This window comes from Pseudomonas sp. MDV22-iso1, assembly GCF_058145095.1.
Genome location: NZ_JBYVMF010000001.1, coordinates 412,269 through 432,776, shown reverse-complemented (window position 1 = coordinate 432,776; position 20,508 = coordinate 412,269). Strand labels below are relative to the sequence as shown.

Genomic DNA, 20,508 nt, shown 5'->3' with positions numbered 1-20,508 from the left:
CTGCCTCGAAACACGGCAACAAGGCAAGCCCCGAAAGCGTCATCCTCCCTTAGAACGTGCTTCCCTGCGCCGCCTTCTCCAGCAGTAATGCCGGTGGCGCGAAACGCTCGCCGTACTGCTCGGCCAGGTATTGCGCACGGGCGACGAAGTCCTTCACGCCGTACTGATTGATGAATTGCAGCGCGCCCCCGGTCCATGCCGCGAAGCCGATACCGAAGACCGAACCGACGTTGGCATCCGCCGTGGAGGTCAGCACGCCCTCTTCCACGCAACGCACCGTTTCCAGGGCCTGCACGAACAACAACCGATCACGCACGTCCTTGGTCGAAATCTGCCCGTCGGCTTTCTCGAAACGGGTTTTCAGTTCTGGCCACAGGTGCTTCTGTCCGCCGGCGGGGTATTCATAGAAACCACCCCCCCCGGCTTTGCCCGGACGCTTGTATTCATTAAGCAACAGGTCGATCACCGCGAACGCCGGGTGCTCGACCAGCGGCTTCCCTTCGGCCTGCAGGTCCTTGGCGGTTTGCTGGCGAATATGGCTCATCAGGCTCAGGGACACCTCATCGGAGATCGCCAGCGGCCCGACGGGCATGCCGGCCTTGCGCGCCTCGGTTTCGATCATCGGCGCGCTGACACCTTCGCCGAGCATGGCGATGCCTTCGTTGGTGAACGTACCGAAGACGCGAGAGGTGAAAAAGCCGCGACTGTCGTTCACTACAATCGGGGTTTTCTTGATTTGCAGGACAAAATCGAAGCCGCGGGCCAGGGTTTCATCGCTGGTATTGAGGCCTTTGATGATTTCCACCAGGGGCATTTTTTCGACCGGGCTGAAGAAATGCAGGCCGATAAACTTCGTCTGGTCCGCAACGGCGGTGGCGAGGCCGCTGATGGGCAAGGTCGAGGTGTTGGAGGCGATGACCGCGTCCACGCCGACGATTTCTTGCGCGGTCCTGGAGACCTTGGCCTTGAGCTCACGGTCCTCAAACACTGCTTCGATGATCAGGTCGCAACCGGCCAGATCAGCATCGTTTTGCGTCGGTAGAATCCGCGCCAGAATTGCTTCCCGTTGCTCGGGGAGCATCTGTCCGCGAGCGACTTTCTTGTCGAGCAAAGCTTCTGAGTGAGCCTTGCCCTTCTGCGCCGCCGCCAGCGTGATGTCCTTGAGCACCACGTCTATCCCCGCCGAGGCGCTGACAAAGGCGATACCGGCGCCCATCATCCCGGCACCCAGCACACCGACTTTTTTCGTCACGTAAGGCGCGAATCCCTGAGGTCGCGAGCCGCCGGCGTTGATTTCGTTGAGCTGGAACCAGAACGTGCCGATCAGGTTTTTCGAGACCTGACCGGTGGTCAATTCAGTGAAGTAGCGGGTTTCGATCAAGTGCGCCGTGTCGAAATCGACCTGGGCCCCTTCGACTGCCGCGCAGAGAATTTTTTCCGGTGCGGGCAGGCAGCCCTGGGTTTTGCTGCGCAGGATCGAAGGCGCAATGGCCAGCATTTGCGCGACTTTGGGATTGGAAGGCGTGCCGCCGGGAATCTGGTAGCCCTTTACGTCCCAGCGCTGCACAACGGCCGGATTGGCCAGAATCCAGGCGCGGGCCTTGCTCATCAACTCGTGACTGTCCGTCGCCAACTCGTCGATCAAACCGGCCTGCAACGCCTGTTGCGGCCGGACTTTCTTGCCTTCGAGCAGATATGGCAAAGCCTTTTCGATCCCCAGCATGCGCACCATACGCACCACCCCGCCACCACCCGGCAGCAGGCCGAGAGTGACTTCTGGTAAGCCGAGTTGTACGGAAGAGTTGTCCAGTGCGACGCGGTGATGACACGCCAGGCAGATTTCCCAGCCGCCACCCAGGGCCGCGCCATTGATCGCGGCGACCACCGGTTTGCCGAGGGTTTCCAGGGTGCGCAGCTGGCCTTTGAGGGTCAGTACCATGTCGTAGAAAGCTTTGGCTTCGGGCTTGCCGATTTTGATCAGTTCATTGAGGTCGCCACCGGCGAAGAACGTTTTCTTGGCCGAGGTGATGATGACGCCGGCAATCGAGTCTTTTTCAGCAACCAATCGGGCGACACAGACGGCCATGGCTTCGCGGTAGACCGCGCTCATGGTGTTGGCGCTCTGGCCCGGCATGTCGATGGTCAGGACGACGATCTGGTCCTGGCCCTTTTCGTAACGGATGGCTTCGGTCATGGCAATTCTCCTTGAATTCGGGGCTCAGAGGCGTTCGATGATGGTGGCAATGCCCATACCGCCACCGACGCACAGCGTCGCGAGGCCATAGCGCAAGTGCCGGGCTTCCAGTTCATCGAGCAAGGTGCCCATAATCGCGCAGCCAGTGGCGCCCAAGGGGTGGCCCATGGCGATGGAACCGCCGTTGACGTTGACCTTCTGCGGATCGATGGCCATGTCCTTGATGAATTTCAATACCACAGAGGCGAAGGCCTCGTTGACCTCGAACAGGTCGATGTCTTCGGCCCGCAACCCGGCCTTGGCCAAGGCTTTGCGCGTGGCCGGCGCGGGTCCTGTCAGCATGATTGTCGGATCGGTGCTGGTGACTGCCGTGGCGACAATTCGCGCCCGCGGTTGCAAGCCCAACGCCCTGCCCTTCGCCTCAGAACCGATCAGCATCAACGCTGCGCCATCGACGATCCCGGAACTGTTGCCCGGCGTGTGCACGTGATTGATCCGCTCCACATGGCTGTAGACCCTCAGCGCCGTGGCATCGAACCCCATCTGCCCCATCATTTCAAAGCTCGGTTTGAGCTTGCCCAGGCCCTCGAGCGTCGATTCGGCCCGGATGAATTCGTCGTGATCCAGCAAGATGATTCCGTTCTGATCGCGCACTGGCACCAGTGACTTGTTGAAGGAACCGTCCGCCCGAGCCCGTGCAGCCTTCTCTTGCGAATGCAGCGCGTAGGCATCGACATCCTGACGGCTGAAGCCTTCGAGCGTGGCGATCAGGTCGGCCCCTACGCCCTGCGGCGTGAAGTGGCTGTGCAGGTTGGTCTCAGGGTCCAGCGCCCAGGCGCCGCCGTCGCTGCCCATCGGTACGCGGGACATCGACTCGACGCCGCCGACCACCACCAGGTCTTCGAAACCTGAACGCACTTTCATTGCGCCGAGGTTCACGGCCTCCAGTCCCGATGCGCAGAAGCGGTTGATCTGTACACCCGCGACGCTCACGTCCCAGTCCGCCACCTGTGTCGCCGTCTTGGCAATGTCCGAGCCTTGATCGCCGATGGGCGTCACGCAGCCCAGCACCACGTCGTCGACCTGACTGGTGTCCAGGGACGTGCGTTGTTGCAACGCCGTCAGCAACCCGGCCACCAGGTTCACCGGTTTGACGCTGTGCAAGGCGCCATCAGCCTTGCCCTTGCCCCGGGGCGTGCGCAACGCGTCGAAAATCAAAGCTTCGGTCATGACGTCCTCATTTTTCTTGTTGTTGAGATCTTCCGATCTTTTGATCTTTGAGAAGCCTTCACCATAGGCCGAGCCCTCGCAGATTCAATGACCACAACGCTCAGCGAGATTGACGGACACGCTCAGACGGACGGTAGTGAGCTACCGGATTAACCGTTTCAGGTCACCGAGCTGTCTAGCAAAAGGGCGGCAAAGAAGCTGGCAATACGCCTCATGTCTTTTTAAAAGCATTGGGCGCTATATCCATATGAAATGGATCTAAGCCACGGGTGACGCGGGCCCTAAGGTGAACATGTACGAAGTTGTCGTCGGGTTTTGCCGAGGCGCTCGTCAGACAGGAAGTGAATCGCTCTGCCGTCATGGAAGCAATGCAGGCAGGCATCAGGAAATAACAATAAAGGCGGTCAAGCCATGTTCAAACAATCGAAAGTACGTCAAGCCGGTCTCATTCTTTTCGCCACCACGCTGTTGTTGATCTTGCCGAACCTGACCAAGGTGCTTGGCTAGAAATCTCTTAAAATACGGCGCAACTATTTTATCGCCTCATGAAAATGTGAATGGCTCGCTACCCGGGCCGACGTGGGTGTGCCAACCTTTGCGGCACTCCCACGACATGGACGGCGATCTTTTGAAAACGCTTCTTCTGCTCGGGGCCTTGCTGCTCAGCACGCCCCTCTTCGCCGCACAGCTGGAACTGCAGCTGGGCGCGAACCAACGCACCTGGCAAACCGAGGAGCTGCTCAAGCACCCAAACGTCCAGACCATCACGATTGCCAACGACGTTTCCTACAAGCGTGAAATGACCTATCGCGCGGTGCCCTTGGCGGCGTTGTTGACCGGCATCACGCCTGACGACCATCTGCAAGCCGTGGCGCTGGACGGGTTCGCTGCTGAGTTGGCCGCCGGGCCGTTGCTCAATAACAAGGGTGCCAGGGCGTGGCTGGCGATTGAAGACCCGGCCAGGCCCTGGCCGGAGCTGTCTGAGGGCAAGCACAGTGCGGGGCCGTTTTATCTGGTCTGGACGGATCCGCAGGCCGGCAATATCAGCCCTGAACAGTGGCCATTCGAGGTGGCAAGCATCAAACAACTGGCACCTGTGGCCGAGCGCTTCCCTGCCCTGTTACCTGATCCCGCGTTGAAATCGGACGACCCGGTGAACCAGGGGTTTGCGTTGTTTCAGAAAAATTGCCTGGCCTGTCATCGATTGAACGGTGCCGGGGATTCGCAGTTTGGGCCGGACCTGAACATTCCGTTCAACCCTACCGAGTATTTCGGGGCTGATTTCCTGAAGCGCTATATCCGCGATCCGCAGAGTCTGCGGCAGTGGCCGCAGGCGAAGATGCCGGGGTTTACGGAGCAGGTGCTGCCGGACGGGGATCTGGAGATGTTAGTGGGGTATTTGAAGCACATGGCTGGGCGCAAGGTTAAGCCCTGAAATCAGGTTGCCCGGGCCGCTACCTCGTGAGCAGACACCTACTGGAGAACACATTCTCCTGTAGGAGCTGCCGAGTGAAACGAGGCTGCGATCTTTTGATCTCGACCTTTAAAACAAGATCAAAAGATCGCAGCCTCGTTTCACTCGGCAGCTCCTACAAGGGATCGTCGGTGAACATAGAGTTGTATGTTGCACCGGACAATTGCGTCAGGAATTACTGCTCTTGCACCGAGATAAACGGCATCGGCGTCGGCGATACAAACACCTTCGCGTGCATCTGTTCACTCCCGCCGCCCCGGCGCATTCCGCGTACCGGGCACGCGTCCAGATAATCCAGACCCACCGCCAGTTTCAGATGCCGTTCTGGCCGCGCCAGCTCGTTAGTCACGTCGAAGCTATACCACGCGTCATCCAGCCAGGCTTCCGCCCAGGCGTGACTGGCCAGGTGCTCGCTGTTCTCGCTGTACAGATACCCCGAGACATAACGCGCCGGAATGCCCAGGCTACGGGCGCAGGCGAGGAAGGCGTGGGTGTGATCCTGGCAAACGCCTGAACGTCCGGCGAAGGCCTGAGCAGCGCTGGTGTCGACTTCAGTAGAACCCGGCGTGTACGTCATGTAGGCATTCAGGCCATGCATCAGGTCGATCAGTGCCGTGCGATCTCGACGCTTTTTGCACTCTTTGTCCGCGAACGCACGCAAGGCTTCGTCAGGCTCGGTCAAGCGCGTGAATCGCAGGAACGGCAGCGCCGATTGACTCTCGTGCTCGGCCTCTCGCAGCTCGTCGATATCGACCTGGCCACGGGCGCCAATGATGATCGCCTCATGGGGCTCGTCCATGGTCAGTACGTGCAGAATATTGCCGAACGGATCGAGTTGCGCACGCACCGGGCGCGGCAGGTCGAGTTGCCAGCTGAGCACGTGCTGCCGCTCGCTGTCGTGGGGTGTCAGCCGCAGGTACTGGATGCTCGCCCGCACCTGATCTTCGTAGTGATAGGTGGTTTCGTGGCTAATGGAAAGTCTCATGCAGCCTCCAGGTAAGAAGTGTGTATGGCGTTACCCAACTGGCGCACCAGCGGGATGAACTCGGTCAGCCAGGCGTGCAGGCCTTCGTCGAGAATTTCATTGATGCCGGTGTAGCGCAGGCGTGCATCCATTTCTGCGGCCAGGCGTTGCGCGGGACGTCCGTTGGCCCCGGGTAACTGGGCAAGAATCTGGTCGATTTCTTCCGTGCAGGCGCGCAGGGATCGTGGAACGTCCGCACGCAGCAACAGCAACTCGGCCACGTGCCGGGCACCGGGTGCATCACGGTAGATTTCGGTGTAGGCCTCGAAGGACGACAAGGCCCGTAACAATGCGCTCCACTGGTAATACGCGTGAGCCGTGCCGTCGCTCACGGCTTCCGCCTGATCACCGGCCATTTCGTATCGGGCGTCGAGCAGGCGCAGCGTGTTGTCCGCCCGTTCGATGAAGGTGCCCAAACGAATGAATCGGAAGGCATCGTTGCGCATGATCGTGCCGTAGGACGCGCCGCGAAACAGGTGGGAACGCTCCTTGATCCATTCGCAGAAACGGCTCATGCCGTAGCGACTCAGGCCCTGATCGGCAATCCCGCGAATTTCCAGCCAGGTGGCGTTGATGTTTTCCCACATGTCGGCTGTGATTCGGCCACGCACCGCATGGGCACTGGCCCGCGCCGCACCGAGGCAACTGTAGATGCTCGCCGGATTTGCTGCGTCCAGGGCGAAGAAATGCAGTAAGCGTTCGGCATGCAGATCGCCGTGGCGCTCGAGGTAATCGTCCAGGGTGCCGGTGATCAGCAGCGGCATCGCGAGTTCGTGCAACCCGTCACCGCGGCCATCCTGCGGCATCAGTGACAGGGAGTAACTGATGTCGAGCATCCGTGCGAGGTTCTCCGCCCGCTCCAGGTAACGCGACATCCAATACAGATCCGAGGCAGTTCTACTTAACATGGCAAGCTTCCTTCAATCCTCGACTACCCAGGTGTCCTTGGTTCCGCCGCCTTGGGAGGAATTCACCACCAAAGAGCCTTCGCGCAGGGCGACACGGGTCAAACCACCGGGCACGACCCGGGTTTCCCGGCCAGACAATACAAACGGACGCAAGTCGATGTGGCGTGGAGCAATGCCGTTTTCAACAAAGGTCGGACAGGTCGACAGCGACAAGGTCGGCTGCGCTATGTACGCGTGGGGCTTGGCCTTGATGCGTGCGCGGAACGACTCGATTTCCGCAGCGGTCGCCGCCGGCCCGACCAACATTCCGTAGCCGCCGGACCCCTGGGTTTCCTTGACCACCAGATCTGGAAGATTGGCCAGCACGTGGGAAAGTTCAGAAGGATTACGGCACTGGAACGTCGGCACATTCTTGAGGATCGGCTCTTCATCCAGGTAAAAGCGGATCATGTCGGTGACAAAGGGATACACCGACTTGTCGTCCGCCACCCCGGTGCCGATGGCATTCGCAAGCACCACATTGCCCGAGCGGTAGGACGACAGCAGCCCCGGCACGCCGAGCATCGAGTCCGGGTTGAACGCCAGCGGATCGAGAAAGGCATCGTCGAGACGACGGTAAATCACGTCGACGGCTTTTGGTCCGTCGGTGGTGCGCATGAACACCTTGTCGTCCCGCACGAACAGGTCCGCACCTTCCACCAGCTCAACGCCCATTTCCCGCGCCAGAAACGCATGCTCGAAAAATGCACTGTTGAAGCGTCCCGGCGTCAGCACCACCACGCTCGGGTTATCGATCGGGCTGGAGCTTTTCAGCGTGTCGAGCAGCAGGTTGGGATAGTGGTCGATGGGCGCAATGCGCTGGGCCGAAAACAGTTCGGGGAACAGCCGCATCATCATCTTGCGGTCTTCGAGCATGTAGCTGACGCCGCTCGGCGTTCGAAGATTGTCTTCGAGCACGTAATAGGTGCCGTCGCCGTCACGCACCAGATCGACGCCGGAGATGTGGCTATAGATATCCCGGTGCAGATCAAGCCCTTGCATCGCCAACTGGTACTGCTCGTTGGCCAGCACCTGCTCGGCCGGAATGATGCCGGCCTTGATGATGCGCTGCTCGTGGTAAAGGTCGGCGAGGAACATGTTCAACGCCTTGACCCGCTGGATACAGCCGCGCTCAACGACGCGCCACTCGCTGGCGGGAATGCTGCGCGGGATGGTGTCGAAAGGAATCAGACGCTCCGTGCCCTGCTCGTCACCGTAGAGCGTGAAGGTAATTCCGGCGCGGTGAAACAACAGATCGGCCTCGCGTCGACGTTGCGCCAGAAGCTCGTCAGGCGTCTCGGCAAGCCAGCGGGCAAACTCCCGATAATGCGGGCGGACCTGGCCGCCGGCATCGTACATTTCATCAAAATAGGTGCGGATCATGCCGTACTCCTTGTCACCCGGACATCTAGGCATCGCAAGGCCCGTGCCATCGGCATAAACGCTTTGATATCAATCGGTTGGATAAACGCCTCAGCCATACCGCACCAATCCTGTGCGGCAAATGCCCCAACCTGATCGCCCCCGCTCCATTGCGAAGCAATGCTGTCGCTATCACCAGCATAGTCAGAGTTGATTTCACTGCTTGGCTGAGGCCGCGGATAATTGGCGCATTCGCTGGAAAAGCTCACCGAACTTCCCTTTTAGCCGCCTGTTTTGGGCGGCTTTTTTTTGCCTTTTGAAATGTTATGAATCAAAGACAAGAGCAAAAGATGTTTATCAAGCGCAAACGAAAACGGCCAACCCGAAGGTCAGCCGTTGCTGAGTAATGTTGCTGTTCATAGTGTTATGCGAGTAGCCCTCGTACCTCCTGCTTCACGCCCCATCCTTCGATGATGCCGCCCAGAGGCTCAACCACCGCCTCGAAACCCTGCTCGAAATCGCCAATGTCATCGTAGGTGGCGTACATCACCTTGCTCAGTTCCAGCGCCCAGGCGCCGTCGTCGCGCACGCTGATTTGCGCATTCAAGGATTCACCACGGTAGTGACCTGCTGCTCTGCGAGCCCGCTCCTCGTCGGGAAAAATGGCGTAGAACTCGATGGGATGGAATTTTGAAAAGTCGAAACCGCCTTCTTTCATGCGGCGCAGCACGCTGCTGCTGATGTCTTCTTGATAGGCTGTGCTCATGAAACGTCCTCCTGAATCCGATGGATAGACTTTCCGTACTCCCGACGCCCTCAGCCGATTGGTGAGGGCGATACGACAACCAGGTTGCCGATGGGAACAAGCATGTAGCTGACAAGACCAGACCTTAGCGATCCAATCGCTGATCTCGCTTGCAGAGTAGCCCTTTGACCGAGCAGCTGCCAAGGCCTGTTATCAATGTGACAGGAGTTGTATCAGACGGGAGTAATGCCGAGGATTTGTATGCTGTTCTGGGTTTTGAGACTTTTGACGCTTGCATCATCGGTTCGCCCTTCCAGATCGTTCAGATCCAGTTCGGCAGCGACCGGCAGGAGACGGGCCTTGATGAGTTTGGCGGCGTGCTCGTTGTCCGGGCACTCGTCGCACTCAAAGACTTCGTCGACTGTTTCACCGTGATCATCCACGAAAGTGATTTTCCACTTTTGCATCACTGCCTCCTCGATAAAACCCGCAAGTGGGCTTACATGTATCTGGACTTTTACGCTGAGTGATCGTTCAAACGGATGCGCGCTGACATGAAAAAATAGAACGTGTGGGAGCGAGCCTGCTTGCGATGACGGCGGCATATTCAGCAAGCATGTGACAGACAGACCGCATCGCGATGCAGGCTCATTCCTACAGAGAAAAGTGTCGGATTTGCATGTTCGATCAGATCCGCACATTACCCCGTGGTCCGGCGATGGCCCAGATAATCAGGCCCAGAACCGGCAGCAGCAGAATCAGCAGCACCCAGACGATTTTCATGCCGGTTGATGCGCCACTTTTCAGTACGTTGATGATGGCCCAGATGTCCAGGGCGAGAATAATCAGGCCAATCAGACCGTTGAACGTGGAACCCATGGTGACGCTCCCTAAGAGTGGTTTGCCCTCTTAGGATAGCCGGCCCTCACAAGGGTTCCGTTTTATTAGCCGTTTGCTGGCTTAAACGTGGATGGCGACTTTGAGCGCTTCCAGGGATGGCGCAGCGGCAATGCCGATTTTGGCGCACAGCTCAAGCACGCGCGGTACATCGTTGCCGAACACGAGCACCACTTGCAGCTCGTCATCGAGCAGCTGGCTGAAGTTCATCAGCACATAGCCGCCATTCTCTTTGTTCATGCTGCCCATCTGCACCTGAATGCGATTAAGCGCGGTCAGGTCCTCGGTTTTGGCCAGCTGCTTGGGCTTGATGTTGAAGTCGACACCCGGGCCGAACGAGGCGACGATCTGGGCGAACAGATCCATGTAGGTGTCCGCCTGGAACAACACCGTCTCCGGCAGACTGCCCACCACCACCCATTCGCCCAACGGGATCGGGAAGGTGTCGTCGTAGTTGATGTCCGGATTGGCCGTCAGAAATGCCACTGGATCGGCGTAGGCCTGGGCCGCTTCGTCTGCCACCTTGAGGATTTCGTCATCGCTCATGCACCCGGAGCTGATTTTAGTGATGAGTTCGACGAGGGCGGCTTTCATGGGATGGAATCCTGTAGCGAGGGAATTTTGAAGGCGCGAAGGATAGCGCATAACGCCCGGCAATTCCCGTACACCGCCTCGCAGGGAACCTTGACGCACATCAAGATTCGTCGGCCTCAGTAGCGGCACAATAATGGCACCTTGCCGAAACTGTTTCCGCTATCAGAGAAGACCTCCATGGGTGCCTGGCTTAGCAACATCTCGTTGAAGTACAAATTCTGGGCGGTCAACGCCGTCGCCTTCGTCACCACCCTGTTGCTGGTGTTGTACGCCGTACAGCTCGAACAACAGGCGCGCAGTCACGCCGCCCAGGCGTCAGCCCAGGCCCAGGCACGATTGCTCAATGCCTGGCCTGCCGGGCAACCGCTGCCCAAGGTCGATAACCTGCTGACGTTCAGGCGTGGCGAAGCGCCGATGCTGGAGGGTCAACCGATACAGGAGCTGGCCAGTGCCAATGGCTGGGTCGAATTGAATTCGATGCCGGTGTTTGGCGATAACCCGCTGATGGGCGCCGACGTCTTCACCCGGACCGACGGCCAATCCGTCGCGCTGGTTGCGCATGGCCCGAGCCTGACCCAGGTGTTCGGCGAACGGTTCGCCAACTATGCGGTGGCGGTGTTTATCCTGATGCTGGCCATGCTGGGCGCCTCACAGTTGTTGATCCGCTTCCTGCTCAGCCAACTCAATACGTTGAAAGACGTGATGCTGCATGTTGAAAAAACCGGCGACCTGTCCGCGCGTGTCCCACTGGCTTGCACCGATGAAGTCGGGCAGATGGCCAGCGCGTTCAACGCGATGCAGGCCGGTTATCAGCGCGTGGTCACCACCGTTGCCAGCACTGCGCGGCACCTGGATGACGGCGCAGCGCGTCTGGCGTCGAGCATGGACGAGGTGCGTCACGGCATGCTCGGCCAGCAAAGTGAAACCGATCAGGCCGCCACTGCCATCAACGAGATGACCGCCACTGTTTATCACATCGCCCAGCACGCTGGCGCAACCCGCGACCTTTCGCAAACCGCTGACACCCTGGCCGGCAGCGGTCAGGCCGTGGTCAGTCGTGTGCAGCTATCGATTGCCGGGTTGTCTTCAGGGGTGCAGCAAACCGCCGGAATGATTCAGCGCCTGGCCGAGGACAGTCAGAAGATCAACGGCGTGGTCGGGGTGATTCACAGCATCGCCGAGCAGACCAACCTGTTGGCACTGAACGCCGCCATTGAAGCGGCTCGTGCCGGTGAAATGGGCCGTGGTTTTGCGGTGGTCGCGGACGAAGTGCGCAACCTGGCCAAACGTGTGCAGTCTTCGACAGACGAGATCACGATCATGGTCTCGGCGCTGCAAGCCGGAACCCGCGACGCCGTGGATTTCATGCAGGACAGTTCGCTCAAGGCTGACGAATGCGTGCAACAAGCGCTGGAGGCCGGCGCGGCACTGGCACAAATCACCAGCGCCGTGGCGCAGATGCGCGAAAGCAATACGCAGATCGCGGTGGCGGCCGAGCAGCAGAGCCAGGTGGCGGAAGAGATGAACCGGGCGGTGGTGAGTATCCGGGACGTGACCGAGAACACGGTGGCGCAGACCGTCAACTCGGCGACTACCAGCAATGAGTTGGCGGCGCTGGCAGGGGAATTGAGTAAGGCGATAGGGCAGCTCAAGCTGTAAGGGGCCCTTTGCGAGCAAGCTCCCACAGCTTGTTTTGTGTTGACTGTCCTTTTCGGGAACCCCACGAACTTGTAGGAGTGAGCCTGCTCGCGATGGCGGTGGGTCAGGCAAAGATGTTGTCGACTGACAGGACGCCATCGCGAGCAGGCTCACTCCTACAGTTTGTTTTGTGTCGACGGGCGCGATCAGCATCAACCCTTTGCCCATGATCGCTATCACATCGATAGCCAACCTCGATTCGCCACCCCTCCCCGCCGGGCCTATTCTTCAATCATGTGTTCAACACGGATTGAGGAGAAACATCATGGGTAAACGTCATCCCAACCTTCCCGCCTGGCAATGGCGTGCGTACCCGAACAATCATCAGCACCCGACCAATCTGGTGCTGCACCTGATTGCCGTGCCGCTGTTTATCGTGGCGTTTCTGCTGATTGTTACCGGAGTGTTCGGCCTGAACCTGGTGAACATCGCCATTGGTGTCATCGGCCTGCTGGCAGCACTGGCCCTTCAGCGCCATGGCCACCAGCTCGAAGAGCAAGCCGCTGAACCGTTCAGTGACCGCAAAGATGCGCTGTCGCGTTTGTTTGTCGAGCAGTTTGTGACCTTCCCGAGGTTTTTCCTCAGCGGCGGCTGGTGGCGCGCCTGGCGTGAGCGCCACCGCCGCCATTGATCAGGCGAAAATCGTCACGGTTTGCCGACTCATCGCAATCAACTGCCCGTCCGCGCTCCACAGCTTCGCGGCTGCATGACCGTAGCCGTCAGCGGCGTATTCGATGTCGACGAGGTACTTGCACCAGTCCAGCGTGCTCAGTTCAAGGACCGGCTGGACGAATTCGATGGTCCAGGTCAGCGTGCTGCCCATCGCCGGTTTTTTCAGGTGCGGCAACAACGCCGGCGGCCAGGCATCGACCAGCGCCAGGATATGCGACTCGCTGACAGGCTCTTCTTTCACGTCCCCGCGTAAACGCACCCAACCGCCCATTTCCCGCGACGTGTTGCCGGTGAACGGCAGGCCACCGACGCTCCAGCGCATCGCCAGATGGCGCATGAATTCCGGGGTGATGCCCTTGATGTACGGTAACTCCTGGCAGTTGTCCCAGTGTTTCATTTCCGGCGCGGGTTCGGCGGGTACCGACACTTCGGACGGGCGTGACGCACCGAAGCTGCCCTGGATCAGCGTTACGACCTGCCCCTTCTGCATGGCCCGGCCCAGCACCTGACTGACGGCCTTGCCTTCGCGCAAGACATCCACTTCAAAACTGACTGGCACGTCCGGCTCGACCGGCCCGACAAAGGTGATTGCCAGCGATCGTACCGGGCGATCGGCCGGCACTTTGGCGCGCATGGCTTCATATTGCAGCGCGGCGACAAGGCCACCGAAACTGGCGCGCCCTTGAGCCCATTCAGCCGGAATAGACAGCTCCAGCGGCTGGCTGCGGACGGCGTCGAGCAGATCGGAAAAACGCATGAAGACCTCGGAGCAGAAAAAGAATGGAGGAATGTTAACCAGCCAGAGAGGGCGATACAGCGCTTATACCGGCCAAAAGCACTGACATAAGAGCCTTGGATGCAGGGTCGCGTTCGGACGATCCTATGCACGCGGTTCCCTGTAGGAGCTGCCGAAGGCTGCGATCTTTTGGTTTTTGGCTTATTTGACGGCGCAGAAGATCAAAAGATCGCAGCCTTCGGCAGCTCCTACAGGGGACCGCGTTTATTCCAAAAAAAAACGTACGCAGACAGAGTGTTCGACAGCCACAGGGGGACCGCGTGGTTTATTTGAAGCAGGCAGCGCTGAGTTTGTCGAGAACCCGATCGGCGCTACGTTCAGCCTCGGCCATGGTTTTGTGCCAGGTCGCGACGCACGGTTGCAGATCCGCTTCCTCTTCGGCATGGGCCAGCCATTGCCAGCAATCGTGCCAATCGCCCAAAGCCCCTTGCGCCGATTTCAGTCGCGGCATCGCCGCTTTCGGCAGGCGATCCAGCCCGGGATAGGATTCGATGCCATAGCGCACGCGCTTGATCAGCAAGCGCAACCGATGACGGTCGTGGGCCGGATCGTGCAGCGCTTCATCGAGTTTTTTCCACTGTTTGGCCAGGCGTTTTTCAACGCGCTTGCGCAATCCCTTGAGCAAACCCTGGCGCTGGGAGGCCCGAAGAAAGCGCGAAAACGCATCGATGATCATCAGCAGCTGCGCAAGCTCGGGACTCGCGGCCACGGCGGGATAGGCTTCGGCCATCTGCGCCATGCGCCGTTGCGCCGCTTGCGGTTGATCATGCTCAAGCAGATAGGCCGCCAGCACTTCCCGATCACGTAGCGGTGTGGTCAGGTCGCCCACCCCGGACGCCGCCACTTCCAGCTGTTCGACACCCGGCAATCCGCGCAACGGTCGCAACAAGCTGCGCAAACGGCGCACCGTGGTGCGCAGGTCATGCAACGCTTCCGGGTCCGTCCGGGCATTCAAGCGTGCCTGACAGGCCATCAGACGGACTTCAATGCCCAGTACCTGAGCCACTAACCGATCAACCAACGCAGACATCGCTTTCTCCCTGATTCGAATGGCCCTGGAGCATCACATCATGCCTTATCGCCCGGCGCGTGACTCACGAATGTAGAAGCGCGCTTTCTCGGCCTTTTTGGTGCAGCCTTCGTACGCCTCGAACTGCTGCTGGGTCTTGGCGCCCGTCAGCAGGGACAGCGCCTTGGAGTAGCTGACCGTACCGGCGAAACCCTCGGCCTTGGCCAGGTCCAGCTCATGCCACGCCGCATCGATACCGCTGCCGCAGCTTTCACGGTACGCGGTTTTGCCGGCACAACCGGCGAGCGCCAAGGCAATCATAGGTACACAGATCCAGGCTTTCATCACTCACACCTCAAAGATAGGTAAACAGTCGTGCAGGTAAGACGGTCTGGCGCAGGAAAAGTGCCTTGGCCCCACTGCTGAAACTACAGCGCTGGCGAGGATACTCATCTGGCGCCACGGGGTGTCGAAAAAACGACGTCTTCACCCTCTCGAGCGACCTTGGCGATTGTAGCCTGCCCCCCGTTGGGTGCATTGTTAAACCTTGTCAGACGAGGGCGATTCATGAAAAAGCGTGTCGCACTGGTACTGGGCTCAGGTGGCGCCCGGGGCTATGCCCATATCGGTGTCATTGAAGAGATCGAAAGACGTGGTTATGACATCGCGTGCATCGCTGGTTGCTCCATGGGGGCAGTGGTTGGCGGGATCTACGCGGCGGGAAAACTCAACGATTATCGCGACTGGATCGAGAGCCTGGATTACCTCGACGTCTTGCGGCTGGTGGACGTCAGTTTCCGCCTGGGGGCAATTCGTGGCGAAAAGGTGTTCGGGCAGATCCGCAAGATCGTCGGCGAGATCAATATTGAAGACCTGCGCATTCCGTACACGGCCGTGGCCACGGACCTGACCAATCAGCAGGAAATCTGGTTTCAGGAAGGTTGCCTGCATCAGGCGATGCGGGCGTCAGCGGCGATTCCCAGCCTGTTCACGCCGGTCATGCAGGGCAATCGCATGCTGGTGGACGGTGGCATTCTCAACCCCCTGCCGATCGTGCCGGTGGTGTCGAGCCATTGTGACCTGATCATCGCGGTCAACCTCAACTCCACCAACCAGCGTCACTACCAACTGCCTGTGATCCAGCGGCCGGCAGCGTTCAAAAGCCGTTTCGACAGCTTGATCAATTCCCTGGGCTCGAAGCTGCCGTTCCGCCGTAAGCAGGCGGAGCAATTGCTCGCGCTGGAACAGGAAGCGCTGAAAGCGCAAGGGGCGGATATCAATCCGTGGATCGAGTCCGCCGAACCCGAAGCGCAGCAACCGGCTGCGGCGCCGGAATCCACGGGCGCGCCGAAGTCTGCCACGGGCTCGTTCATCATCGATAACGTGGGGCCGGCGTCCCTGCTGGATTTGATCAACCAGAGTTTCGAAGTGATGCAGACGTCTCTGGCGCAGTACAAGATTGCCGGCTACCCGCCGGATATCCTGATCAACGTGCCGAAGCGGGTATGCCGGTTTTTCGAGTTCTACAAGGCGCCGGAATTGATCGCTCTGGGGCGGGAGATTGCTCGGGATACGATGGATCGGTATGAGGCTGAGCAGTCGCGGGATTCTTGAAGATCCTCGGTGAATGTCAGGGCCTCATCGCGGGCAAGCCCGGCTCCCACAGGTTTTGCGATTATCACAATAGGTGTGAACGATGCTAATCCTGTGGGAGCCGGGCTTGCCCGCGATGGGGACCGATCAATCACTGCAAAATCTAAAGGTTATCTTCACTCAACAACCGATACCCCACCCCCGCCTCGGTCACAATAAACCGTGGCTGTGTCGGATCATCCGCCAGCTTCTGCCGCAAATGCCCGACGACAATGCGCAGGTAGTGGCTGTCTTCGGTATGCGTCGGCCCCCAGATATCCTTCAACAATTGCTGCTGGGTAATGACCCGCCCCGGATGCCGTGCCAGCTGTGCGAGCACCGCGTATTCCTTGCGGGTCAAGGCGACTTCGACGCCATCGAGCAACACCCGGCGATACGCCAGGTCCACGGTCAACGGCCCGAAGGTCAATGCCGCTTGCTGTGCTTCACCCGCCGGCGCCTGACGCAGCAACGCACGCACCCGCGCCAGAAACTCCTGGATGCCGAAAGGCTTGGTCACGTAATCATTGGCACCACCGTCCAGCGCTTCGACTTTCTGCCCTTCGCTGGCGCGTACCGACAGCACCAGCACCGGCACCGCCGACCACTCGCGAAACTCGCGCAACACCTGCTGACCGTCCATGTCCGGCAGGCCAAGGTCGAGCACCAGCAAGTCCGGTTTGTTCAATGCAGCCTGCGCCAATCCTTCAGTGCCGGTACCGGCTTCCAGCACTTTGTAGCCCTGGGACACGAGACTGATGCGCAGGAATTTGCGGATCTGCGGTTCGTCGTCGATGACCAAAATGGTCGCGGTCTGGCTCATGGTTTCTGATCGCAGCTGGGAAATGTGCAAAGGGTATCAGGCTTCATCTTCAGCGCTCAGCTTCAAATGAAGGCTGTTCTTGCAGAGGCAAGTGCAAGGTGATGCAGGTGCCGCGCCCGTCTATCCCGTCGGCGACACTGATTCGCCCACCGTGGGCACCAACCATCCCCTGACAAATCGCCAATCCCAGACCGGTGCCCTGCCCGCCCCGATCACCCCGTGCGGCGGTGTAGAACATGTCGAAAATCTTCGCTCGCTCCTCTTCCGGAATACCGGGCCCTTCATCGCTGACCGAGAAAAACAATTCACTGTCGTCGGCACCGGCACGCAGCAACAGTCGCCCGTGAGCCGGTGAAAAACGCGCGGCATTTTCCAGCACATTGACCAGCGCCTGTTCGATCAGCGCGGCGTGGACAAACAACAGCGGCAATTGCGCCGGCACTTCGGTGCTCACCTGCAACGGCGCGAGCACGGCGCGCAGGCGGTTCAGCGAACTGCCGACGATGTCCGCCGGCGACACCCAATCCCGCGCCAGCTTCAGCGCGCCGTGGCCGAGACGCGTCATGTCGAGCAGGTTCTGAATGTAGCGATCCAGACGCTCGGCTTCATCGCGCGTGCCTTCGAGGAGTTCGCGACGATCCTCCAGCGGGATGGCTTCACCCAGCGCCAACAAGCTGTCGATGCTGCCACGCATGGACGTCAGCGGCGTGCGCAAATCGTGGGACACCGACGCCAGCAGGGCGCTGCGCAGTTGCTCGGTTTCGCCGTGCAGGCGTGCTGCTTCCAGGTCCTCAGCCAGTTGCGCACGGGCCAGTGCCTGGGCCAGCGGCTGGCTCAACGCGGTGAGCAAACGTCGACGCTGGCCGCTCAAGGTCTGACCCTCTTTGGCGCAGACGCCGAGCAACGCCAGCGGACCGTCTTCCACCGACAGCGGCCACCACCACCAGCGCCCGAACGGCAATGTCCCGGTACCCGCACCTGCCGGTTGATCGTGCTGCCAGGCCCAATCAGCCGCCGCGCGTTCGGCCTCGGAGAAGGTCAACGGGCCACCGGTTTCAACCTTCCAGCCGCCCTGCCCGTCCTGATTCAGCAGGCACAGTTGAACATCGCTCCAGCCATTGAGGTGCTGCGCCGCCGCACTGACCACCGCCTGGCGATCGGTCGCGGCCGTCAATTTGCGCGACAGGTCGAGCAGTTCGCTGGTCTCTTCCTGCGTGTCCCGCAGTGCCTGTAGCTGTCGCCGTTGGCGCGCGGCGAGATTGCCCGTGAGCGCAGCCATCAGCAGAAAGAACAGCAAGGTCAGCACGTCTTCTTCGCGCTGGATGCTGAAGGAAAAATTGGGCGGGATGAACAGGAAGTCATAGGTCAGAAATGACATGGCCGCGCAGGCCAGCGCCGGTCCGAGGCTGCTGCGCACCGCCACCAGTAACACCGCCGCGAGGAACACCAGCGAGATGTTCGGCAGCGGCAACACGCTTGCCACGCCCCAGGCCAGCGCACTGGCGAGCAACGTCGCCACCAGCGCCAATGCGTAATCAAACCACACCAGCGCCTGCGGCGATCGCTGGCGTGGTGCGTGCAGTTCGTGATCGCTGTCGAGGACGTTGATTTCCAATCCACGGGCATCGCGCAACAGACGCGAAGCCAGGCCGCCGCCGAACAAACGTCGACGCAAACGTTGCCGGGATTGACCGACCAGTACCAGGCTGGCGCGACGCTCGGCAGCATGCTGGATCAGGGTTTTCGCGACTTCTCCAGCCCGTAGCAGCACCACCTCTCCGCCCAGGCGTTCGGCCAGTTGCTGGGCACTTTGCAGGCGCAGGCGTGACTGCTCGTCGCGCACGCTGCCGTTGTCCACATGCACCAGGCTCCACGGCAGATGCCGCCGCTGAGCGACCCGACTGGCATGACGCACCAGGCGCTCGGCCTGTTGATCACCGTCGACGCCCACCAGCAAACGCCCGCGCACCGCGGGCGCTGCCTGGCCCAGTTGGCGGTAGCCCTGGGCCAGATCATCGTCGACCTGGGCGGCGGCAGTTTGCATCGCCAGCTCACGCAGGGCGGTGAGGTTGGTCTGGGTGAAGAAGGCATCGATGGCGGCGCGGGCCTGTTCCGGCACGTAGACCTTGCCGTCGCGCAGACGCTCGAGTAGCTCGCGGGGCGGCAGGTCGATCAGCAGCAGTTCGTAGGCTTCCTGCAGCACCCAGTCCGGAAGCGTTTCGCGAACCTGCACGCCCGTGATGCCACGCACTTGATCGTTGAGGCTTTCCAGGTGCTGGACGTTGACCGTGGTGAACACATCGATGCCGGCGGCGAGCAGTTCCTGAATATCTTGCCAACGTTTCGCGTGGCGACTGCCAGGGGCGTTGCTGTGGGCCAGTTCGTCAACCAGCACCAGTTTCGGCTTGGCCGCAAGCAAGCCGTCGAGGTCCATTTCTTCGAGCATGACGCCCCGGTATTCCGAGCGCACCAACGGCTGTTGAGGCAGGCCACCAAGCAGCGCTTCGGTCTCGGCACGACCGTGGGTTTCAACCACGCCAGCGATGACTTTCACGCCCTGGCGCAACTGGGTGTGCGCCGCTTGCAGCATGGCGTAGGTCTTGCCGACACCGGGGGCGGCGCCGAGGAATACTTTGAGCCGGCCACGGCCATCGCGGGGTAAATCGGCTAACAATGCGTCGGCTCGGCCGGAGTCGCTCATGCTTTCATTTCTCTTTTTTCAGGTAAGGACGTGGCGTTTGTTCAGCCGTCATCGCGAGCAGGCTCACTCCTACATTGGATCTTCAGTGCACATGAATCCTATGTGACAGAGGATCCTTTGTCCGCCGTATGAGCGGCCTGCTCGCGATTGCTGGCACCACCGATCTACAGGTTCTCAAGCGCCATGTTCAGCGCCAACACATTCACCACCGGCGGCCCCACCAAGGGCTGCTCGATGTTTGCATTCATCAATTGCTCAAGCGTAGACACCGGCAGATTCCGCGCCGCCGCAACACGCGCCAGTTGATAGCTAATCGCCGCCGGTGGCAAGTGCGGGTCGAGGCCGCTGCCAGAAGTAGTGAGCAGTGCCAGAGGCACCGGTCCCTGCCCTGGCACCACCAGCTTGCTGGCGTCGTCGATCACCCGAGTGGCCAGGGCCGGATTGCTCGGCGAGAGGTTGCTGGCGCTACTCGAAATTGTGGCGAAGGCACCCGCGGATGGACGTGGATGGAACCAGCTGTCACCGGTGAAATCCTGGGCGATCAGCGAAGAGCCACGGACCTTTCCGGCCTCGTCTCGTACGAGGCTGCCGTTGGCCTGGTCGGGGAAAGCCACCTGGGCCACGCCGGTGACGACCAGTGGGTAGGCGACGCCGGTGATCAGGGTCATGAGGACCAATAGGCTCAGGGCCGGACGTATCATTGTGGACAT

19 protein-coding genes are annotated in these 20,508 nt (G+C 60.1%); 4 read left to right on the top strand and 15 right to left on the bottom strand.

Features of this window, described 5'->3' with window-relative positions; translation table 11 throughout:
• Positions 1–49 precede the first annotated feature (49 nt).
• Both AC3ZVB_RS01975 and AC3ZVB_RS01970 read right to left on the bottom strand, forming a co-directional pair.
• Positions 50–2,194, bottom strand: coding sequence for a 3-hydroxyacyl-CoA dehydrogenase NAD-binding domain-containing protein (locus AC3ZVB_RS01975; RefSeq protein WP_490145633.1), 2,145 nt, complete (start codon positions 2,192–2,194; stop codon positions 50–52).
• Between the two features lie 24 nt (positions 2,195–2,218).
• Positions 2,219–3,424: an acetyl-CoA C-acetyltransferase gene (locus AC3ZVB_RS01970; protein ID WP_490145632.1), complete on the bottom strand. Its 1,206-nt coding sequence runs from the start codon at positions 3,422–3,424 to the stop codon at positions 2,219–2,221.
• Between the two features lie 613 nt (positions 3,425–4,037).
• Between AC3ZVB_RS01970 and AC3ZVB_RS01965 the strand changes: the two genes are divergently transcribed.
• The gene (locus AC3ZVB_RS01965; RefSeq protein WP_490145631.1) at positions 4,038–4,859 is read left to right on the top strand and encodes a c-type cytochrome; all 822 of its coding nucleotides are present in this window, start codon (positions 4,038–4,040) and stop codon (positions 4,857–4,859) included.
• A gap of 214 nt (positions 4,860–5,073) precedes the next feature.
• Here AC3ZVB_RS01965 and AC3ZVB_RS01960 read toward each other — a convergent pair whose 3' ends face one another.
• From AC3ZVB_RS01960 to AC3ZVB_RS01930, 7 genes are all read right to left on the bottom strand, one after another.
• Entirely contained in the window at positions 5,074–5,883 is an 810-nt protein-coding gene (locus AC3ZVB_RS01960; RefSeq protein WP_490145630.1) for a transglutaminase family protein, read from the bottom strand.
• Entirely contained in the window at positions 5,880–6,830 is a 951-nt protein-coding gene (locus tag AC3ZVB_RS01955) for an alpha-E domain-containing protein (RefSeq protein ID WP_162440590.1), read from the bottom strand. The genes AC3ZVB_RS01960 and AC3ZVB_RS01955 overlap by 4 nt, the downstream gene beginning before the upstream one ends.
• 12 nt (positions 6,831–6,842) lie before the next feature.
• Entirely contained in the window at positions 6,843–8,252 is a 1,410-nt protein-coding gene (locus AC3ZVB_RS01950) for a circularly permuted type 2 ATP-grasp protein (protein ID WP_162440591.1), read from the bottom strand.
• Between the two features lie 403 nt (positions 8,253–8,655).
• Complete coding sequence (locus tag AC3ZVB_RS01945) at positions 8,656–8,997, bottom strand: ribonuclease E inhibitor RraB (protein ID WP_162440592.1); 342 nt, start codon at positions 8,995–8,997, stop codon at positions 8,656–8,658.
• A gap of 212 nt (positions 8,998–9,209) precedes the next feature.
• Positions 9,210–9,443 carry a hypothetical protein gene (locus AC3ZVB_RS01940; RefSeq protein WP_162440601.1) on the bottom strand — a complete coding sequence of 78 codons (234 nt, stop codon included), beginning with the start codon at positions 9,441–9,443 and terminating at the stop codon, positions 9,210–9,212.
• Between the two features lie 220 nt (positions 9,444–9,663).
• Positions 9,664–9,855 carry a PLDc N-terminal domain-containing protein gene (locus tag AC3ZVB_RS01935; protein ID WP_028622263.1) on the bottom strand — a complete coding sequence of 64 codons (192 nt, stop codon included), beginning with the start codon at positions 9,853–9,855 and terminating at the stop codon, positions 9,664–9,666.
• An 81-nt stretch (positions 9,856–9,936) separates the two neighbouring features.
• The gene (locus AC3ZVB_RS01930; protein WP_490145629.1) at positions 9,937–10,467 is read right to left on the bottom strand and encodes a hypothetical protein; all 531 of its coding nucleotides are present in this window, start codon (positions 10,465–10,467) and stop codon (positions 9,937–9,939) included.
• Positions 10,468–10,644: 177 nt separating this feature from the next.
• Between AC3ZVB_RS01930 and AC3ZVB_RS01925 the strand changes: the two genes are divergently transcribed.
• Both AC3ZVB_RS01925 and AC3ZVB_RS01920 read left to right on the top strand, forming a co-directional pair.
• A complete protein-coding gene (locus AC3ZVB_RS01925) occupies positions 10,645–12,126 on the top strand; it encodes a methyl-accepting chemotaxis protein (protein ID WP_490145628.1) in 1,482 nt (493 codons plus the stop codon).
• Positions 12,127–12,430: 304 nt separating this feature from the next.
• Positions 12,431–12,796: an Mpo1-like protein gene (locus tag AC3ZVB_RS01920; protein ID WP_194690556.1), complete on the top strand. Its 366-nt coding sequence runs from the start codon at positions 12,431–12,433 to the stop codon at positions 12,794–12,796.
• Here AC3ZVB_RS01920 and AC3ZVB_RS01915 read toward each other — a convergent pair whose 3' ends face one another.
• The 3 genes from AC3ZVB_RS01915 to AC3ZVB_RS01905 all read right to left on the bottom strand — a co-directional run bounded on the left by AC3ZVB_RS01915 (position 12,797) and on the right by AC3ZVB_RS01905 (position 14,987).
• Positions 12,797–13,594, bottom strand: a complete 798-nt coding sequence (locus tag AC3ZVB_RS01915; protein ID WP_162440596.1) for an acyl-CoA thioesterase — start codon at positions 13,592–13,594, stop codon at positions 12,797–12,799.
• Between the two features lie 304 nt (positions 13,595–13,898).
• Positions 13,899–14,663 (bottom strand): CHAD domain-containing protein, encoded by a 765-nt coding sequence (locus AC3ZVB_RS01910; protein ID WP_490145627.1) that lies wholly within the window; start codon positions 14,661–14,663, stop codon positions 13,899–13,901.
• Positions 14,664–14,708: 45 nt separating this feature from the next.
• On the bottom strand, positions 14,709–14,987 hold the full coding sequence (locus tag AC3ZVB_RS01905; protein ID WP_194690559.1) for a hypothetical protein: 279 nt from the start codon (positions 14,985–14,987) through the stop codon (positions 14,709–14,711).
• A gap of 222 nt (positions 14,988–15,209) precedes the next feature.
• Here AC3ZVB_RS01905 and AC3ZVB_RS01900 point away from each other — a divergent pair, with 222 nt between their 5' ends.
• Complete coding sequence (locus tag AC3ZVB_RS01900; protein ID WP_162440599.1) at positions 15,210–16,256, top strand: patatin-like phospholipase family protein; 1,047 nt, start codon at positions 15,210–15,212, stop codon at positions 16,254–16,256.
• A 142-nt stretch (positions 16,257–16,398) separates the two neighbouring features.
• On the opposite strand, the gene AC3ZVB_RS01895 is transcribed toward AC3ZVB_RS01900, so the two are convergent.
• The 3 genes from AC3ZVB_RS01895 to kdpC all read right to left on the bottom strand — a co-directional run bounded on the left by AC3ZVB_RS01895 (position 16,399) and on the right by kdpC (position 20,508).
• Entirely contained in the window at positions 16,399–17,097 is a 699-nt protein-coding gene (locus AC3ZVB_RS01895; RefSeq protein ID WP_162440600.1) for a response regulator, read from the bottom strand.
• Positions 17,098–17,146: 49 nt separating this feature from the next.
• Positions 17,147–19,798 carry a DUF4118 domain-containing protein gene (locus AC3ZVB_RS01890; protein ID WP_490145626.1) on the bottom strand — a complete coding sequence of 884 codons (2,652 nt, stop codon included), beginning with the start codon at positions 19,796–19,798 and terminating at the stop codon, positions 17,147–17,149.
• 164 nt (positions 19,799–19,962) lie between these two features.
• Entirely contained in the window at positions 19,963–20,508 is a 546-nt protein-coding gene (gene kdpC, locus AC3ZVB_RS01885; RefSeq protein ID WP_490145625.1) for a potassium-transporting ATPase subunit KdpC, read from the bottom strand.

Excerpts from the sequence above, each read along its gene's own strand:
- AC3ZVB_RS01975 (WP_490145633.1), bottom strand. The coding sequence starts at position 2,194 with ATGACCGAAGCCATCCGTTACGAAAAGGGCCAGGACCAGATCGTCGTC.
- AC3ZVB_RS01970 (WP_490145632.1), bottom strand. The coding sequence starts at position 3,424 with ATGACCGAAGCTTTGATTTTCGACGCGTTGCGCACGCCCCGGGGCAAG.
- AC3ZVB_RS01965 (WP_490145631.1), top strand. The coding sequence starts at position 4,038 with ATGGACGGCGATCTTTTGAAAACGCTTCTTCTGCTCGGGGCCTTGCTG.
- AC3ZVB_RS01960 (WP_490145630.1), bottom strand. The coding sequence starts at position 5,883 with ATGAGACTTTCCATTAGCCACGAAACCACCTATCACTACGAAGATCAG.
- AC3ZVB_RS01955 (WP_162440590.1), bottom strand. The coding sequence starts at position 6,830 with ATGTTAAGTAGAACTGCCTCGGATCTGTATTGGATGTCGCGTTACCTG.
- AC3ZVB_RS01950 (WP_162440591.1), bottom strand. The coding sequence starts at position 8,252 with ATGATCCGCACCTATTTTGATGAAATGTACGATGCCGGCGGCCAGGTC.
- AC3ZVB_RS01945 (WP_162440592.1), bottom strand. The coding sequence starts at position 8,997 with ATGAGCACAGCCTATCAAGAAGACATCAGCAGCAGCGTGCTGCGCCGC.
- AC3ZVB_RS01940 (WP_162440601.1), bottom strand. The coding sequence starts at position 9,443 with ATGCAAAAGTGGAAAATCACTTTCGTGGATGATCACGGTGAAACAGTC.
- AC3ZVB_RS01935 (WP_028622263.1), bottom strand. The coding sequence starts at position 9,855 with ATGGGTTCCACGTTCAACGGTCTGATTGGCCTGATTATTCTCGCCCTG.
- AC3ZVB_RS01930 (WP_490145629.1), bottom strand. The coding sequence starts at position 10,467 with ATGAAAGCCGCCCTCGTCGAACTCATCACTAAAATCAGCTCCGGGTGC.
- AC3ZVB_RS01925 (WP_490145628.1), top strand. The coding sequence starts at position 10,645 with ATGGGTGCCTGGCTTAGCAACATCTCGTTGAAGTACAAATTCTGGGCG.
- AC3ZVB_RS01920 (WP_194690556.1), top strand. The coding sequence starts at position 12,431 with ATGGGTAAACGTCATCCCAACCTTCCCGCCTGGCAATGGCGTGCGTAC.
- AC3ZVB_RS01915 (WP_162440596.1), bottom strand. The coding sequence starts at position 13,594 with ATGCGTTTTTCCGATCTGCTCGACGCCGTCCGCAGCCAGCCGCTGGAG.
- AC3ZVB_RS01910 (WP_490145627.1), bottom strand. The coding sequence starts at position 14,663 with ATGTCTGCGTTGGTTGATCGGTTAGTGGCTCAGGTACTGGGCATTGAA.
- AC3ZVB_RS01905 (WP_194690559.1), bottom strand. The coding sequence starts at position 14,987 with ATGAAAGCCTGGATCTGTGTACCTATGATTGCCTTGGCGCTCGCCGGT.
- AC3ZVB_RS01900 (WP_162440599.1), top strand. The coding sequence starts at position 15,210 with ATGAAAAAGCGTGTCGCACTGGTACTGGGCTCAGGTGGCGCCCGGGGC.
- AC3ZVB_RS01895 (WP_162440600.1), bottom strand. The coding sequence starts at position 17,097 with ATGAGCCAGACCGCGACCATTTTGGTCATCGACGACGAACCGCAGATC.
- AC3ZVB_RS01890 (WP_490145626.1), bottom strand. The coding sequence starts at position 19,798 with ATGAGCGACTCCGGCCGAGCCGACGCATTGTTAGCCGATTTACCCCGC.
- kdpC (WP_490145625.1), bottom strand. The coding sequence starts at position 20,508 with ATGTCCACAATGATACGTCCGGCCCTGAGCCTATTGGTCCTCATGACC.